We start from the raw sequence: 13,810 nt of genomic DNA on the forward strand, positions 1-13,810 counted from the left end.
GGAGCTCTACGACTCGTAGGGCTCCACCGGCTCGGCGACCGCGGTGAACGACTCCACGGTGAAGCTCGGCACCCACGAGTTCTTCTCGTTCGCCGACTTCGGCACGACCTGCCCGGTCACCTCGACCCACTGCTCGTCGGGCAGCGCCGGCACGTCCCCGGTCATCCGCACCTTCAGCGGCCGGGCGTCCGCGGCGCAGCACGAGATCGCGAGCCGCGCGACGAACGAGTCGCCCTCGGCGCGCAGCAGGAACCCGGTGAGCTTCACCCGCCGGCCGTCCAGCGTGCCCGACTCGTCCCAGGCCGTGCGCGTGACGAACTCCGTCATCGACAGCGGGATCACGTCGCCGGACGGCAGGTCGCCGAGCAGGTTGCGGGACCGCTGCGTCTGGTTGGTGTCGGCGGCGGAGTTGACCACGTCGCCGCCCAGCGCGGGCGGCGAGATCAGGAACACCGCCATCACCGGCAGCAGCATCAGCCAGGTCGAGCGCGACGAGTGCGCGTGACCGTGGTCCTCGGCCGCCGCCTTGCCGCGCCGGATGTCGGTGACGATCGCGAAGAGCGCCAGCCCGATCATCACCACGCCGGCGGCGATCAGCAGCGGCAGCAGGCTCTTCTGCACGTACCGCAGGTACAGGCCCGAGAAGCTGATCTTCAGCAGCGCCCCGCCGAGCAGGACCAGCAGGATGTTCTGGGTTTCCCGCCTCACAGCAGCACCACTCCAGACACGACCGCGCAGAGGATCGCCACCACGAACGTCGCGGGGGCGAAGCGGAAGGCGAAGGACTTGCCGAACGCACCGGCCTGCAGCGCGATCAGCTTCACGTCGACGGCCGGGCCGACGACGAGGAACACCAGGCGCGGCAGCAGCGGCAGCGCGGAGAACGCGACCGCGACGAACGCGTCGGCCTCCGAGCACAGCGCCAGGATCACGGCCAGCAGCGCCATCACGATCACGCCGAGCACGATCTGACCGCCGAGCGTCTGCATCCACGCGACCGGCACGAACGTCTTGAACGCCGCCGCGAACAGCCCGCCCAGCACCAGGAACCCGCCGGCGTCGACGAGGTCGTGGCGCGCGCTCTCGGCGAACACCGCCCACTTGTTGCGGCCGGTGTGGTCACCCATGCGCGCCAGCGCGCGTTCGGCGATCCACTCCATCTTGCCGAAGCGCACCCACAGCCAGCCCATGACCATCGCGGTCAGCAGCGACCCCGCGAACCGCGCGACGACCATCATCGGGGCGTCGTTGAACGCCACCGCCGTCGAGACCAGCACGATCGGGTTCACCGCGGGAGCGGCCAGCAGGAACGTCAGGGCGACCGCCGGTGCCACGCCCTGCTGCATCAACCGGCGCGCGACGGGCACCGAGGCGCACTCGCACCCCGGCAGTGCCACACCCGCGACACCGGCCACCGGCACGGCCAGCGCGGTCTTCGACGGCAGCAGCTTGCGCAGCGCGGAGGCCGGCACGAACGCCGCGATGGCACCGGAGATCAGCACGCCCAGCACCAGGAACGGCATGGCCTGCACGCAGATCGCCACGAACACCGTCGACGCCGTGCGCAGCTTCGGCACGTCCAGCAGGTCGACGAGCCGGGACTGGAAGAGCAGTGCGAGAACGAGGATCCCGCACAGCACCTCCAACGACGTGATCTTCAGCCGAGGCGGGCCGGAGCGCCGCTTCGACGATCGGATCTCGCCGGTGATCGTCATTCCGCGTCCAGGTCCAGCAGCCTGCGGTACTGCCGCGCCATGCCCTCGCGGATCTCCTCGGGCGAGGGCGGCTCGGCGAACTCGGCCTCCTCCTCCACGAGCTCCTCGTCGTCGTCGAAGTCGACGGGCGTGCCGTTGACCGTCTCGTCGGCGTCGGCCTCCTCCTCGAGGGCGGCCTCGCGGAGCTCCTCGATCGTGGCGCTCACGTCCTCGGCCGACAGCGCGGGCAGCATCGGCTTCACGATGGCCAGCACGCCTCCCTCGGCGTCGTCCAGCGCCACGGCCTCGGCCAGTGCGACGGCGTGGTCGCGCTCGTAGGGGCCGCAGATGAACGAGTCCCAGTCGTCGCCGCCCGACGGTTCGAACGTGACGGTCCACGGGAACTCGTTGACGTCCGAGTCCTCTTCCGGCTCGTAAATGATCACGCCACCCATGGAGGGTCCTTTCTCAAGAAAACCGGGAGAGGAGCTCGCCGCGCACCTGCGACGCGGTCGACACGACCAGCATCAGCAGCGTGCTCAGCGGCTCGGGCTTGAGGCCGTCGGCCGGGAACGCGTACCGCAGCATCACGTCCGTGCCGCCGCGCTCGCTCGCGATGACGCCGAGCGTCCCGAACAGACCCTGACCAGCGCGTTCGGCGACCCACACGGCCGCATCGCCGGGCAGGTCCCACGCGACCACGACGGTCAGCGAGAGCACGGTCAGCCCCTCGGCCAGCTCCATGCCCTGCACCGCGCACGGCACGTCGCCGTGGCGGAAGCTCAGCGCGCCGTCGTCGTCCACGGACACGTCGTGGAACAGCTCCAGCGCCTTGCGCGCGGCCTCCAGGGCCTCACCGCTCGCGTTCACGACACGACCTCTTCTTCGTCGGAAGGCTTGTCGACGGCACCGCCGAAGCGCCGGTCGCGGCCCGCGAACTTCTCGCAGGCGCGCCACAGGTCGCGGCGGTCGAAGTCGGGCCACAGGATGTCCTGGAACACCATCTCGGCGTACGCGGACTGCCACAGCAGGAAGTTCGAGATGCGCTGCTCGCCCGACGGCCTGATGAACAGGTCCACGTCCGGCATCTCGGGCTTGTACATGTACTTCGCGAGCATCCGCTCGTCGACCTTGTCCGGGTTGACCTTCCCGGACGCGACCAGCCGGGCGATCTCGCGGGCGGCGTCGCCGATCTCCGCGCGGCCGCCGTAGTTGACGCACATGACGAGGTTGAGCACGTCGTTCTCGGCCGTGCGGACCTCGGCGTCCTGCAGCTGCTTGATGACGCTGCCCCACAGGCGCGGCGAGCGGCCGGCCCAGTGGATGCGCACGCCCATCTCGTCGAGCTCGTCGGTGCGGCGGGCGATCACGTCGCGGTTGAAGTTCATCAGGAAGCGCACCTCCTCGGGGCTGCGCTTCCAGTTCTCGGTGGAGAAGGCGTAGAGCGAGAGCCACTTCACGCCGAGCTCGATCGAGCCCCTGGCGACGTCGAGGACGACCTGCTCACCGCGCTTGTGACCCTCGACCCGCGACAGCCCGCGCTGGTTGGCCCAGCGGCCGTTGCCGTCCATCACGATCGCGATGTGCTTCGGCACCAGGTCGGCGGGGATGTCCGGGGGCGTCGCACCGGAGGGATGCGGCTCCGGTGGGCGCGGGACGCGCTTCTCCCGCTCGGAGCGGCGACGACGCAGCATGGAACCAGGCTTCCTCTCGCGAAAACCGTTGTCGGTAGGCGCCAGACTAGCCGTCCGCCGGCTGCGCCTTCCGCTCGACCAACGGCAACGACCGCAGCTGCCGTTCGAGGTGCCACTGCAGGTGCGCCGCGACCAGGCCACTCGCGTCCCGGCGGGCCAGGTGCGGGATCTCGTCGACCACGTGCCACTGTCCGTGCAGCAACGCCGACAGCAACGCGAGCGTGTCCTGCGACGGCGACGCCGACCCCGGCGGACGGCAGTTCGGGCAGCACGAGCCACCGGCCTGGACGCTGAACGCCCGGTGCGGGCCGGGGTCGCCGCACTTCGCGCACTCGTTGACCGCGGGCGCCCACCCGGCGAACGCCATCGCACGCATCAGATAGGCGTCCAGCAGCAGCGACGGGTCGCGTTCGCCCGCCGACAACGCCCTGAGCGCACCCGCGACGAGCAGGTAGAGCCGCACGGCCGGTTCGCCCTCTTCGGCCGTGAGGCGGTCGGCGGTCTCGACGATCGCGCACGCCGCCGTGTAGCGCTGGTAGTCGTTCACGATGCCCACGCCGAACGCGTCGAGCGTCTGCACCTGCGTGATGATGTCGAGCGTCCGGCCGGGGTGGAACTGCACGTCGACGTGGCAGAACGGTTCCAGCCGGGCACCGAACTTCGACGACGTCTTGCGCACGCCCTTGGCCACGGCGCGGAGCTTGCCGTGGCGCTGGGTCAGGAAGGTGATGATCCGGTCCGCTTCACCGAGCTTCTGCACGCGGAGCACGATGCCGGTGTCGCGGTACAGGTTCGCCATCTACAGCCCCGCCATCTAGAACCCCAGGCGGCGCAGCTGCTTCGGGTCGCGCTGCCAGTCCTTGGCGACCTTGATGTGCAGGTCCAGGTACACGCGGGTGCCGAGCAGCCCCTCGATCTGCTTGCGCGCGGTCATGCCGACCTGCTTGAGCCGCTCACCCCGGTGCCCCAGGATGATCGCCTTCTGCGACGGCCGCTCCACGAACACGAACGCGTGGATGTCCGTCAGGTCGTCACGACCCTCGCGCGGCATCATCTCCTCCACCACCACGGCGATGGAGTGCGGCAGCTCGTCGCGCACGCCTTCCAGCGCGGCCTCGCGAATCAGCTCCGCGACCAGCGTCTGCTCCGGCTCGTCGGTCAGGTCGCCGTCCGGGAACAGCTGCGGGCCCTCCGGCAGCTTCTGCAGCAGCAGGTCGCTCAGCCGGTCGACCTGGAAGCCGTCGACCGCGGACACCGGGATGATCTCCGCGAACTCCATGACCTTCTGCAACGCGAGCAGCTGCTCCATCACCTGCTGCTGCGAGACCAGGTCGGTCTTGGTGACGATGCCGATCACCGGCGTGCGCTTGGCGACCTTCTCGAGCTCCGCGGCGATGAACTTGTCGCCGGGACCGACCTTCTGGTCCGCGGGCACGCAGAAGCCGACCACGTCGACCTCCGACCACGTCTCGCGCACCAGGTCGTTGAGGCGCTGGCCGAGCAGCGTGCGCGGCCGGTGCAGACCCGGCGTGTCGACCAGCACGAGCTGGCCGTCCTCGCGGTGCACGATGCCGCGGATCGTGTGGCGGGTGGTCTGCGGCTTGCTGGACGTGATGGCGACCTTCGTGCCCACCAGCGCGTTCGTCAGCGTCGACTTCCCTGCGTTCGGGCGGCCGACGAAGCACGCGAACCCGGAGCGGTAACCATCCATCAGTCCATTGTCCCTCTAGCCGGTTACGGCCGTGCGGTGGCCCTCAGACCTGCTTGCGCAGCTCGCCGGAGGTGTCCGCGAGGTACACCGGACCGGACGGCGTCAGGTCGCGCACGGCCGCCAGCGACTCCGCGTCCACCCGCGACTCCCCGGTCACGACGACCGCGGCCTCCAGCCCTTCGGCACCACCCGACACCGCCGCGGCGACCGCGGCCTGCAGGGCGGTGAGCTTCAGCGACGGCAGCGCGACGGTCGACGCGTTGTACGTGCGGCCGTCGAGATCACGCACCGCCGCGCCCTCCGCGGCGCCGTTGCGCGCACGGACGGACCTCGCCAGCGTGACGAGCTTCGCGTCCTCGGGGTCCAGCTCACTCATCTTCTTCGGTCTCCTTCTGCACGGGACGCACGAGCACGGTCGTGACGCGAATGCGGCCCCGTTCGTCCTTGCCGCCCTCCGCGCGCATGCGCAGGCCCGCGATCTCGGCCTCCGTGCCGGGCAGCGGGACGCGCCCGAGCCGTTGCGCGAGCAGGCCGCCGACGGTCTCCACCTCGTGGTCGTCGAGGTCGGTGCCGAACAACGCGTCCAGGTCGTCCACCGGCAGCCGGGCGCTGACCCGCACCGCGCCGTCGTCGAGGTGCTCGACCGGCGGGCGGTCGTCGGTGTCGGACTCGTCGGTGATCTCGCCGACGATCTCCTCGAGGATGTCCTCGATCGTGAGCAGGCCGGCGGTACCGCCGTACTCGTCGACGACGATCGCCATGTGCTTGCGGGACAGCTGCATCTCGCGCAGCAGGTCCGCGATCGGCTTCGAGTCGGGGATGAAGCTCGTCGGCCGCATCAGGTCCGAGACGGTCTGCGGGTCCTCGCCCTCGGCGAGCGTGGCCCGCATCAGATCCTTGAGGTTCACCACGCCGAGCACGTCGTCGACGCTCTCGCCGATCACCGGCACGCGGGTGTAGCCGGTGCGCAACGACAGCGCGAGCGCCTGCCGCAGCGACTTGGCCTGCTCGATCCACACGATCTCGGTGCGCGGCACCATGATCTCGCGGGCGATCGTGTCACCCAGCTCGAACACCGAGTGGATCATCTCGCGCTCGCCCTCGTCCACGACGCCGCGTTCCTGCGCCATGTCGACGAGCTCGCGCAGCTCGACCTCGGAGCTGAACGGGCCCTCGCGGAAGCCCTTGCCGGGCGTGATCGCGTTGCCGACCAGGATCAGCAGCTTGGACAGCGGCCCGAGCACGCGACCGAGCTGCCGGACCGTGCCCGCGGCGAAGAGGCTCACGGCGTACGGGTGCTGACGGCCGATGGTGCGCGGTCCGACCCCGACGAGCACGTACGACACGACGAGCATGCTCAGGCACGAGTACAGGACGGCGACCCAGTCCTGTTCCACGTAGTCCAGGAACACCGTCGTGACCAGCACGGCCGCCGACATCTCACAGGCCAGCCGCAGCAGCAGCAACAGGTTGACGTGCCGAGGCCGGTCGTTGAGCACCTGCAGCAGTTGCCCGGTGCCCCACCGTCCTTGCCGTTGCAGTGCCTCCACCCGTGCGCGAGAGACGGTGCCAAGCGCGGCGTCCACACACGCGAAGACGCCGCCGGCAAGCACGAGCAGTACGGCCAGCACGATCACACTGGCAGGGTTCGCGCTCATCCCGCGTCAGTCTTCTTCGGGGTGCTGCAGGGGCCGCTGCTCGTCCAGGCCGACGGCACCGAGCACCTTGTCGTCCGCACTGCGCTGGTGCGCGGCCCGCTCGGCCTCGTCGCGCGCGTTGCGGAAGTCCGACAGGATGCGGTTCTGCAGCGTGAACATCTCGCGTTCCTCGGCGGGCTCCGCGTGGTCGTAGCCGAGCAGGTGCAGCACCCCGTGGACGGTCAGCAGGTGCAGCTCGTCCAGCAGGCCGTGCCCGGCCTTCTTGGCCTGGTCCTTGGCGAACGCGGGGCACAGCACGATGTCCCCGAGCAGCGCGGGCCCGAGCCCGGCCGCGTCGGGCCGGCGCGCGGAGTCCAGCTCGTCCATGGGGAAGGCCATGACGTCCGTGGGACCGGGCAGGTCCATCCAGCGCTCGTGCAGGTCCGCCATCACGTCCAGCTCGACGAGCAGGACGGACAGCTCGGCCAGCGGGCTCACGCCCATGCGGTCCAGCGCGAAGCGGGCGGCGGAGACGATGGAACCCTCGTCGACTCCGACGCCCGACTCGTTGGCGATCTCGATGCTCACGGCGCCTATCGTCCCCGGCGCTGGTTCCCCCGGCGTGCACCGGGTCCGTGATGAGCGCCGTTCTGGTCCAGGACGTCCTGCTGGACCTGCCACTTCTCGTACGCGTCGACGATCTCGCCGACCAGGCGGTGGCGCACCACGTCCTGGCTGGTCAGCACCGAGAAGTGCACGTCCTCGACGCCTTCGAGGATGTCCTTGACGACCCGCAGCCCGCTGCGCTGCCCGCCGGGCAGGTCGACCTGGGTGATGTCGCCGGTCACGACGACCTTGGAGCCGAAGCCCAGGCGCGTGAGGAACATCTTCATCTGCTCGGGCGTCGTGTTCTGCGCCTCGTCGAGGATGATGAACGCGTCATTCAACGTACGGCCACGCATGTACGCGAGGGGCGCGACCTCGATCGTGCCCGCCTGCATGAGACGCGGGATCGCGTCCGGGTCCATCATGTCGTGCAGCGCGTCGTACAGCGGGCGCAGGTACGGGTCGATCTTGTCGTTCAGCGTGCCCGGCAGGAAGCCGAGCCGTTCGCCCGCCTCGACGGCCGGGCGGGTCAGGATGATCCGGTTGACCTGCTTGGCGTGCAGCGCCTGCACGGCCTTGGCCATGGCGAGGTAGGTCTTGCCGGTGCCGGCGGGGCCGATGCCGAACACGACGGTGTTCTTGTCGATCGCGTCGACGTAGTGCTTCTGGTTCAGCGTCTTCGGCCGGATCGTGCGGCCGCGGCGGCTCACGATGTCGAGGCTCAGCACCTCGGCGGGCGACTCCACCTCGTTCGCGCTCAGCATCGTCACGACGCGGCGGACGGCGTGCTGGTCGATCGACTGGCCGCGGCTCGCGAGCGTGACGAGCTCGGTGAAGACGCGTTCGGCGAAGGCCACGTCGGCGGGCTCGCCCGACAGGGTGATCTCGTTCCCGCGCACGTGCACGTCGGCGTCGAGCAGCTCCTCGACGAGCCGGAGGTTCTCGTCGCGCGACCCCAGCAGGCTGAGCACCGCACCATCGGGCACGGCGAACCGGGACTGACCTTCCTTGCCGCTCTGCTGTGTTTCTTCGGCCACGTGGCCCCGGCCTGCTTCCTGTCGCTCGGATCTGGTGCCGTCGATGCTAGTCCGGCCGAAAATGAGTGGCTACCGGATTGCTCACCGTGTGTGCTCACCGGTTGTGGAGATCCGCAGGCTTGGTGTCGAGGACGTACCCGAGTGCATGAAGCTCATCACGGACCGGGGTTGGACGTGGACGCCCGCGCAGTGGGAGCTGATGCTCGAGCTGGGACCGGGGTGGGGTGCCTTCGACTCGTCCGGCCTGCTGGGCACGGCGCTGACGACGCCGTATCCGGAGATGCAGGCGATCAGCGGGGTGCTGGTCGCGTCCTGGGCGGGTCGGCGGGGCATCGGCACGCAGCTGATGTCCAATATATTGGATATCAGTCCGTCCACTCTGTACGCGACCGCCATGGGCGAGCCCCTGTACGCCAGGCTGGGCTTTCACCCCGTCGGGGCCACGACCGACTACCACGGCGTGTTCCCCGGTGAGGCCGCCGGCGTGTCGCGACCGGCCACCCCAGCGGACGCGGAGTGGCTGTCCGACCTGGACCGCGAGGTGAGCGGCTACACGCGGCTGGCACTGTGGCGCCGTCTGCTCGACCCGGCCACGCCGTACACCGTGCGGACGAACAACTCCGGCGTGATCGCCACCCGCCCCAACCCCGAGGGGTTCACGGTCGGTCCGCTCATCGCGCCCTCGGCGGCGGGTGCGTGCGACCTGGTCGCGGACGTCACGGCCGGCGCCGGCCGGGTCCGCGTGGACACCGGCAGCGCCGAGGTGGGCGCCTACCTGCTGGACCGGGGATTCGAGAAGCGCGCCGGCGGCTGCACGCTGATGGTGCGCGGTGCCGACGACGTGCCGGGCGACCGTTCGCGCTACTTCGCGCCCGCGTCGCACGCACTGGGATGAGCTGGGGAAACCGTGGAACTGCGCCGACTGGGACCGGCCGACCTGCCGGCCTGCTCCGACCTGGCCGAGAGCCGGTCGTGGCAGCGCGAGGAGAAGAAGTGGGAGTTCCTGCTGGAGCACGGCGAGGGCTGGGGTCTGTTCGACTCCGACGGCCTCGTCGGTACGACGATCGTGACGCACTACCCGGAGCTGGCGTCGATCAGCATGGTGCTGGTCGCCGACCGCGTCGCGCGTCAGGGCATCGGCCGCCGGCTGGTGTCCCATGTATTGGATACGGGTGTGTCGACGTTGTTCGCGACGTCGATGGGCCGCCCTCTCTACGAACAGCTCGGCTTCCACGCCGTGGGCTTCACCGACATCCACGTCGGCACATTCACGGGCAGGCCGGCTGATATATCGCATATCGCGACGGCCGCCGACCTCGACGACCTCGTCGAGCTCGACGTCGAGGTCACCGGCCTGACGCGGCCGTTCCTGTGGGAGTCGTTGCTCGCCATGGGTTCGGTGAGGGTGTCCGAGCACGGCGTCGCGGGCACCTGGCCCGTTCCCGGCCAGCAGACGATCATCGCGGACTCCCCCGCCGACGCGTGCGCGCTCATCGCCGACTGTGCGGCCGGCGTCGAGAGCGTGCGCGTGGACGTGCACGACCCCGAGGTGGTCGCGTTCGTGCGCAAGCACGGCTTGGAGTCGTGGGGCGCGCCGACGTGGATGGTTCGCAACGCCGACAGGCTGCCCGGTGACCGCGCCCGCTACCACGCGCCGCTGTTGCAGGCTCTCGGCTAGAGCTTCTGGCCGCCGAGCAGGTGCAGGTGGGCGTGGAAGACCTCCTGCCCGCTGTCGGGCCCGGTGTTGAACAGCAGCCGGTAGCCGCTGTCCGCCACGCCTTCGGACTCGGCGACCTCCTTCGCGGCGGCGAAGAGGTCGCCGAGCCGGTCACCGTCGAGGTCGACGGCGTTCGGCACGTGCTCGCGCGGGATGAGCAGCACGTGCACGGGCGCCTTGGGCTGGATGTCGCGGAACGCGAGCGTCGTCTTGGTCTCGTGCACGACCGTCGCGGGAACCTCACCGGCGACGATCCGGCAGAACAAACAGGACATGACCCCGACGTTAGGCGAAGAACACGGCCAGCTGCTCGTCGACGGCCTCGACCATCTCGTCGGCGGTCACGTCGTCCGGCCCGAGCCCGTGGTGGATGTTGAGGCCGTCGATCAGCACGATGAGCCGCCGCGCCGCCTTCGCCGGGTCGACGCCTTCGCGCAGCTCTCCTGCTTCCCTTGCGGCACGGAGGACGCGCGCGACCCCGTTGTAGAGCTCGCGCGTGCCGTAGCGCTCCAGCTCGTGCAACGAGGGCTCGACCATCGCCCGCGGCAGGAACGACAACAGCACCGCGGCCTCGACGCGCCGGTCCTCGTCCAGCGCCAGCATCTCGTGCGCGAAGGCCCTCAGCAGGGCCCGGTTGCCGGCCGAGGTGTCGATCTTCTCCAGCCGCGCGAGGAACCGCCGGTACGCGAGCTCCATCGCGAACCCGAGCAACGCGTCCTGCGTGGGGAAGTAGTGGCGCAACGACCCGCTCGACCAGCCGGACTCGGCCGCGACGGCACGCACGGACGCGTGGTCGATCCCGTCGCGCTGCACGATGCGCCACACGGCCTCGGCAAGTTCGCGGCGGCGTTCCTCGTGGTCGACAACCTTCGGCACCCGACCATTTCTAGCACCCGCGCGCAAGCCGCCCGGCAGCCGCGCGGCACCGCTCCCACGCCTCGGTGCCCGGCGTGATCACGTCCATGTGCCCGGCCCCCGCCACGACCTGGAGCTCGGCCTGGGGCTCCACGGCGCAGAACTCGACGCTCTGCTCCACCGGGACGTCCTCGTCGCGATCCCCGTGCACGCACACGACGGGCTTCCCGATCGGCACGAGCGCCCGTGGCGACGCCTCCGCGAACTGCTCCTCGGCGCACAGCTCGAGCGCCCGGTCCGTGATGTGCCGCGTGAAGTCGAGCACCGCCGCCTGAGCGACAGCTCCGACCACTCGCGGACTGTGCTTGGCCGCCCACACAGCGAGGTGGCCGCCGGCGCTGTGCCCGAGCGTCACGACGGGCCCGAGGTCGACGGCGTCGATGGCGGCCAGCACGTCCTCCCCGGTCTGCGGCCACCCACCACCGCCGCTCACGCGCCGGTACTCGATGTTCCACACGGCGAATCCATCGGCAACCAGCACCTCGGCCAACGGCCGGCCGAGTTCGAGCCCGTACCGCTGGTGCCAAAAACCACCGTGAATGACGACAACGGCACCGAGCGTGTCGCCGGCGGGAACAGAAAGCTCCCCGAACTGACTGGCGTGGTCACCGTAAGCAATTCGCTGCACACGCAGAAACTACGTGAAATGGCAGACGGGCTCGGAAACAAAGGGGCGCCTCGCGGTCCGAAGCCTGGGGGTCGCTTCGCCGCGAGGCGCCGACGCCGGACCGAGGGGGGAGGTGTCCGGCGAGTCCTTGTGGTCAGAAGGGCCTAAACGTCTACTCCGTTTACGGCTAGACCAATTGAGCCCCTCTGCAACTAGGGTAACCCCATCGGCCTGCGATTCGCTACAACTTGCGTCAAGCCAATCCATCCGATGTTCATCTTCGAAGTGACCGGGCTCACCACCGGTCCGTTCGCACCCCTATGGCACCAAGAGCAACGGCTGCGGCGGTAGATGCACGCAGAACGGTTGGGCCCAATCGGACTACTCGCGCACCCGAAGAACGCAAGGCGTCGAGCTCGTCCGGCGTGATCCCGCCTTCGGGACCCACGACGAGCAGGACGTCCCCTTCGGCGGGCAGGGCGACGTCGGCCAGCCGGTCGGTGGCGCTCTCGTGCAGCACGAGCGTCAGCGCGGAGGACGACACGCGCTGGGCGAGCTGCTTCGTCGAGACCGGTTCGTCGACGAACGGCACGCGCGAACGCCGGGCCTGCTTCGCCGCCTCGCGCACCGTGGACCGCCAGCGCCCCAGCGCTTTCGCGCCGCGCGGGCCGTCCTCCCACTTCGCCACGCACCGGGCGGCGCGCCACGGGACGACGCCGTCGACGCCCGCCTCGGTGGCGAGTTCGACCGCGAGCTCGCCGCGGTCGCCCTTCACGAGCGCCTGGGCGAGCACCACGCGCGGTGCCGGCTGGGGTTCTTCCCACCGCTCGACCACGTGCAGCGACAACGCGTCGCGCTCGACCGCGGTCACGGAACACCGCACCAGCACGCCGGATCCGTCCGACAGCACGAGCTCCTCGCCCGCGCGCAGGCGGCGGACCGTGGCGGCGTGGCGGCCTTCGGGGCCGTCCAGCACGAACTCCTCGCCCGGCGGGAGCGCCGGGACGAGGAAGACGGGCAGGGTCACCGGTTGCCGCGGGAGGCGCGCAGGCGGGAGAACAGTCCGCCGCCGCCCTTGCCGTTGTGGGACAAGGAGGGCTCGCTCTCGCCGCGCATCTCGGCGAGGTCGCGCAGCAGCGACGACTGGGCGGCGTCGAGCTTGGTCGGCACGACGACCTCGAGGTGCACGTGCAGGTCGCCGCGGCCGTCGACGCGGCCGGTGGAGCGCAGCTTCGGCATGCCGCGGCCCGTCAGCACGAGCTGAGTGTTGGGCTGCGTGCCGGGGTCGATCTGCAGTTCTTCCTCGCCGTCCAGCGTCTTCAGCGGCAGCGTGGCGCCGAGCGCTGCGGTCGTCATCGGGATCTGCACCACGCAGTGCAGGTCGGAGCCGTCGCGTTCGAAGATCTCGTGCGGGTGTTCCTCGACCTCGACGTAGAGGTCGCCGGCCGGGCCGCCGCCGGGGCCGACCTCGCCCTGGCCCGCGAGGCGCACGCGCATGCCCTCGGCGACGCCGGCGGGGATGTTGACGGAGATCGTGCGGCGCGACCGGGTGCGGCCGTCGCCCGCGCACTGCTGGCACGGGTCGGGGATGACCTCGCCGAAGCCGCGGCAGACCGGGCACGGGCGCGACGTCACGACCTGGCCCAGGAACGAGCGCTGCACGGACTGGACCTCGCCGCGGCCGTGGCAGGTGTCGCACTGGACGGGCTTGGAGTTGTTCTGGGTGCCGGCACCGTGGCAGCGGTCGCAGAGGATCGCCGTGTCGACGGTCAGCTCTCGGCTCGCGCCCGCGGCGCACTCCTCGAGCGTCATGTCGAGCCGGATCAGCGCGTCCGAGCCCGGCTGCACTCGGCTGCGCGGCCCGCGGCCACCGCCGGTCGTGGCGCCGAAGAAGGCGTCCATGATGTCGCCCAGGCCGAAGCCCGCGAACGGGTCGCCGCCCGCGCGTCCGCCACCGCCCGAGTCGAGCGGGTCGCCACCCAGGTCGACGACGCGGCGCTTCTCGGGGTTCGACAACACCTCGTAGGCGGCCGTCACCTCCTTGAAGCGGGCCTCCTCGTTGGGATTGACGTCCGGGTGCAGCTGCCTGGCGAGCTTGCGATAGGCGCGCTTGATCTCATCCTGTGTCGCGTTCTGCGAAACACCGAGGATGCCGTAGTAATCCCTGGCCACCTTGTTCGCTTCCATGTTCA

General features: G+C 70.3%; 18 protein-coding genes. 2 read left to right on the forward strand and 16 right to left on the reverse strand.

The genetic code is table 11. From position 1 onward, the window contains the following. Positions 1–6: 6 nt before the first annotated feature. The 11 genes from ACFWGZ_RS05125 to ACFWGZ_RS05175 are packed head-to-tail and all read right to left on the reverse strand — an operon-like array spanning position 7 to position 8,379. Complete coding sequence (locus ACFWGZ_RS05125) at positions 7–708, reverse strand: TIGR03943 family putative permease subunit (protein WP_382450174.1); 702 nt, start codon at positions 706–708, stop codon at positions 7–9. After that, positions 705–1,715, reverse strand: a complete 1,011-nt coding sequence (locus ACFWGZ_RS05130) for a permease (protein ID WP_382450175.1) — start codon at positions 1,713–1,715, stop codon at positions 705–707. Before ACFWGZ_RS05130 ends, ACFWGZ_RS05125 begins: the two co-directional genes overlap by 4 nt. Beyond that, positions 1,712–2,149 (reverse strand): hypothetical protein, encoded by a 438-nt coding sequence (locus ACFWGZ_RS05135; protein ID WP_382450176.1) that lies wholly within the window; start codon positions 2,147–2,149, stop codon positions 1,712–1,714. The genes ACFWGZ_RS05130 and ACFWGZ_RS05135 overlap by 4 nt, the downstream gene beginning before the upstream one ends. Before the next feature lie 13 nt (positions 2,150–2,162). Beyond that, entirely contained in the window at positions 2,163–2,564 is a 402-nt protein-coding gene (locus tag ACFWGZ_RS05140) for a YbjN domain-containing protein (RefSeq protein WP_089922327.1), read from the reverse strand. Further along, positions 2,561–3,388: an isoprenyl transferase gene (locus ACFWGZ_RS05145; RefSeq protein ID WP_382450177.1), complete on the reverse strand. Its 828-nt coding sequence runs from the start codon at positions 3,386–3,388 to the stop codon at positions 2,561–2,563. Before ACFWGZ_RS05145 ends, ACFWGZ_RS05140 begins: the two co-directional genes overlap by 4 nt. A gap of 46 nt (positions 3,389–3,434) precedes the next feature. Beyond that, positions 3,435–4,187 (reverse strand): DNA repair protein RecO, encoded by a 753-nt coding sequence (gene recO, locus ACFWGZ_RS05150; RefSeq protein WP_382450178.1) that lies wholly within the window; start codon positions 4,185–4,187, stop codon positions 3,435–3,437. A gap of 15 nt (positions 4,188–4,202) precedes the next feature. After that, positions 4,203–5,099 (reverse strand): GTPase Era, encoded by an 897-nt coding sequence (era, locus tag ACFWGZ_RS05155; RefSeq protein WP_382450179.1) that lies wholly within the window; start codon positions 5,097–5,099, stop codon positions 4,203–4,205. Positions 5,100–5,142: 43 nt separating this feature from the next. Beyond that, a complete protein-coding gene (locus ACFWGZ_RS05160; protein ID WP_382450180.1) occupies positions 5,143–5,475 on the reverse strand; it encodes a cytidine deaminase in 333 nt (110 codons plus the stop codon). Beyond that, positions 5,468–6,757, reverse strand: coding sequence for a hemolysin family protein (locus ACFWGZ_RS05165; protein WP_382450181.1), 1,290 nt, complete (start codon positions 6,755–6,757; stop codon positions 5,468–5,470). The genes ACFWGZ_RS05160 and ACFWGZ_RS05165 overlap by 8 nt, the downstream gene beginning before the upstream one ends. Positions 6,758–6,763: 6 nt before the next feature. Further along, positions 6,764–7,324, reverse strand: a complete 561-nt coding sequence (gene ybeY / locus ACFWGZ_RS05170) for an rRNA maturation RNase YbeY (RefSeq protein ID WP_382450182.1) — start codon at positions 7,322–7,324, stop codon at positions 6,764–6,766. A gap of 5 nt (positions 7,325–7,329) precedes the next feature. Beyond that, a complete protein-coding gene (locus tag ACFWGZ_RS05175; RefSeq protein WP_382450183.1) occupies positions 7,330–8,379 on the reverse strand; it encodes a PhoH family protein in 1,050 nt (349 codons plus the stop codon). A gap of 145 nt (positions 8,380–8,524) precedes the next feature. Between ACFWGZ_RS05175 and ACFWGZ_RS05180 the strand changes: the two genes are divergently transcribed. Both ACFWGZ_RS05180 and ACFWGZ_RS05185 read left to right on the forward strand, forming a co-directional pair. After that, positions 8,525–9,274, forward strand: coding sequence for a GNAT family N-acetyltransferase (locus ACFWGZ_RS05180; protein ID WP_382450184.1), 750 nt, complete (start codon positions 8,525–8,527; stop codon positions 9,272–9,274). 12 nt (positions 9,275–9,286) lie between these two features. Beyond that, positions 9,287–10,057: a GNAT family N-acetyltransferase gene (locus ACFWGZ_RS05185; protein ID WP_382450185.1), complete on the forward strand. Its 771-nt coding sequence runs from the start codon at positions 9,287–9,289 to the stop codon at positions 10,055–10,057. Here the strand turns inward: ACFWGZ_RS05185 and ACFWGZ_RS05190 are convergent. From ACFWGZ_RS05190 to dnaJ, 5 genes are all read right to left on the reverse strand, one after another. After that, a complete protein-coding gene (locus ACFWGZ_RS05190) occupies positions 10,054–10,371 on the reverse strand; it encodes a histidine triad nucleotide-binding protein (protein ID WP_382450186.1) in 318 nt (105 codons plus the stop codon). The two genes, ACFWGZ_RS05185 and ACFWGZ_RS05190, sit on opposite strands and share 4 nt — an antisense overlap. 10 nt (positions 10,372–10,381) lie before the next feature. Then, the gene (locus ACFWGZ_RS05195; protein ID WP_382450187.1) at positions 10,382–10,972 is read right to left on the reverse strand and encodes a TetR/AcrR family transcriptional regulator; all 591 of its coding nucleotides are present in this window, start codon (positions 10,970–10,972) and stop codon (positions 10,382–10,384) included. A gap of 10 nt (positions 10,973–10,982) precedes the next feature. Next, positions 10,983–11,639, reverse strand: coding sequence for an alpha/beta hydrolase family protein (locus ACFWGZ_RS05200; RefSeq protein ID WP_382450188.1), 657 nt, complete (start codon positions 11,637–11,639; stop codon positions 10,983–10,985). Positions 11,640–11,913: 274 nt separating this feature from the next. Then, a complete protein-coding gene (locus tag ACFWGZ_RS05205; RefSeq protein WP_382450189.1) occupies positions 11,914–12,645 on the reverse strand; it encodes a 16S rRNA (uracil(1498)-N(3))-methyltransferase in 732 nt (243 codons plus the stop codon). Further along, on the reverse strand, positions 12,642–13,790 hold the full coding sequence (gene dnaJ / locus ACFWGZ_RS05210) for a molecular chaperone DnaJ (protein WP_382450217.1): 1,149 nt from the start codon (positions 13,788–13,790) through the stop codon (positions 12,642–12,644). The genes ACFWGZ_RS05205 and dnaJ overlap by 4 nt, the downstream gene beginning before the upstream one ends. Positions 13,791–13,810 lie beyond the last annotated feature (20 nt).

It is taken from the genome of Lentzea sp. NPDC060358, from assembly GCF_042725365.1.
In the GTDB taxonomy this organism is placed as follows: domain Bacteria; phylum Actinomycetota; class Actinomycetes; order Mycobacteriales; family Pseudonocardiaceae; genus Lentzea.

Coding starts and splice junctions, on each gene's coding strand:
- ACFWGZ_RS05135 (WP_382450176.1), bottom strand. CDS start 2,149: ATGGGTGGCGTGATCATTTACGAGCCGGAAGAGGACTCGGACGTCAAC.
- ACFWGZ_RS05130 (WP_382450175.1), bottom strand. CDS start 1,715: ATGACGATCACCGGCGAGATCCGATCGTCGAAGCGGCGCTCCGGCCCG.
- ACFWGZ_RS05165 (WP_382450181.1), bottom strand. CDS start 6,757: ATGAGCGCGAACCCTGCCAGTGTGATCGTGCTGGCCGTACTGCTCGTG.
- ACFWGZ_RS05160 (WP_382450180.1), bottom strand. CDS start 5,475: ATGAGTGAGCTGGACCCCGAGGACGCGAAGCTCGTCACGCTGGCGAGG.
- recO (WP_382450178.1), bottom strand. CDS start 4,187: ATGGCGAACCTGTACCGCGACACCGGCATCGTGCTCCGCGTGCAGAAG.
- ACFWGZ_RS05145 (WP_382450177.1), bottom strand. CDS start 3,388: ATGCTGCGTCGTCGCCGCTCCGAGCGGGAGAAGCGCGTCCCGCGCCCA.
- era (WP_382450179.1), bottom strand. CDS start 5,099: ATGGATGGTTACCGCTCCGGGTTCGCGTGCTTCGTCGGCCGCCCGAAC.
- ACFWGZ_RS05180 (WP_382450184.1), top strand. CDS start 8,525: ATGAAGCTCATCACGGACCGGGGTTGGACGTGGACGCCCGCGCAGTGG.
- ACFWGZ_RS05190 (WP_382450186.1), bottom strand. CDS start 10,371: ATGTCCTGTTTGTTCTGCCGGATCGTCGCCGGTGAGGTTCCCGCGACG.